Source organism: Phosphitispora fastidiosa, from assembly GCF_019008365.1.
GTDB classification, from domain to species: Bacteria; Bacillota; Thermincolia; order Thermincolales; family UBA2595; genus Phosphitispora; species Phosphitispora fastidiosa.
On the sequence record NZ_JAHHUL010000190.1, the window covers coordinates 1 to 247 of the forward strand.

The following is a 247-nucleotide window of genomic DNA, read 5'->3' on the forward strand; positions in this document are numbered from 1 at the left end:
CTCGAGCAGCCGAAATCTGGCGACGTCCGCCCCGATATCGACCGAAAGCAACGACTTGCAAACCAGGTCCGCCAGAATCGACGCCGTGTCGCCTTGCTCCGCCACGGGAACCACCGCGACCGCAGCGTCGAGCGTGAAACTTCCCGCGAAGATACCGAGACAGCGGAGAACATAGCGCTCCCGCTCGCTCAGCAGCTGATAGCTCCATTCGAGTGCGGCCGCGATGGTGCGGTGACGCGCTGGCGTG

Annotated in this window: 1 protein-coding gene; it reads right to left on the bottom strand. The window is 64.4% G+C overall.

What is annotated here, in order from left to right; all coding sequences use genetic code 11:
• The coding region (locus tag Ga0451573_RS19450) for a hypothetical protein (protein ID WP_231685850.1) at positions 1 to 247 on the bottom strand (247 nt) is incomplete at both ends.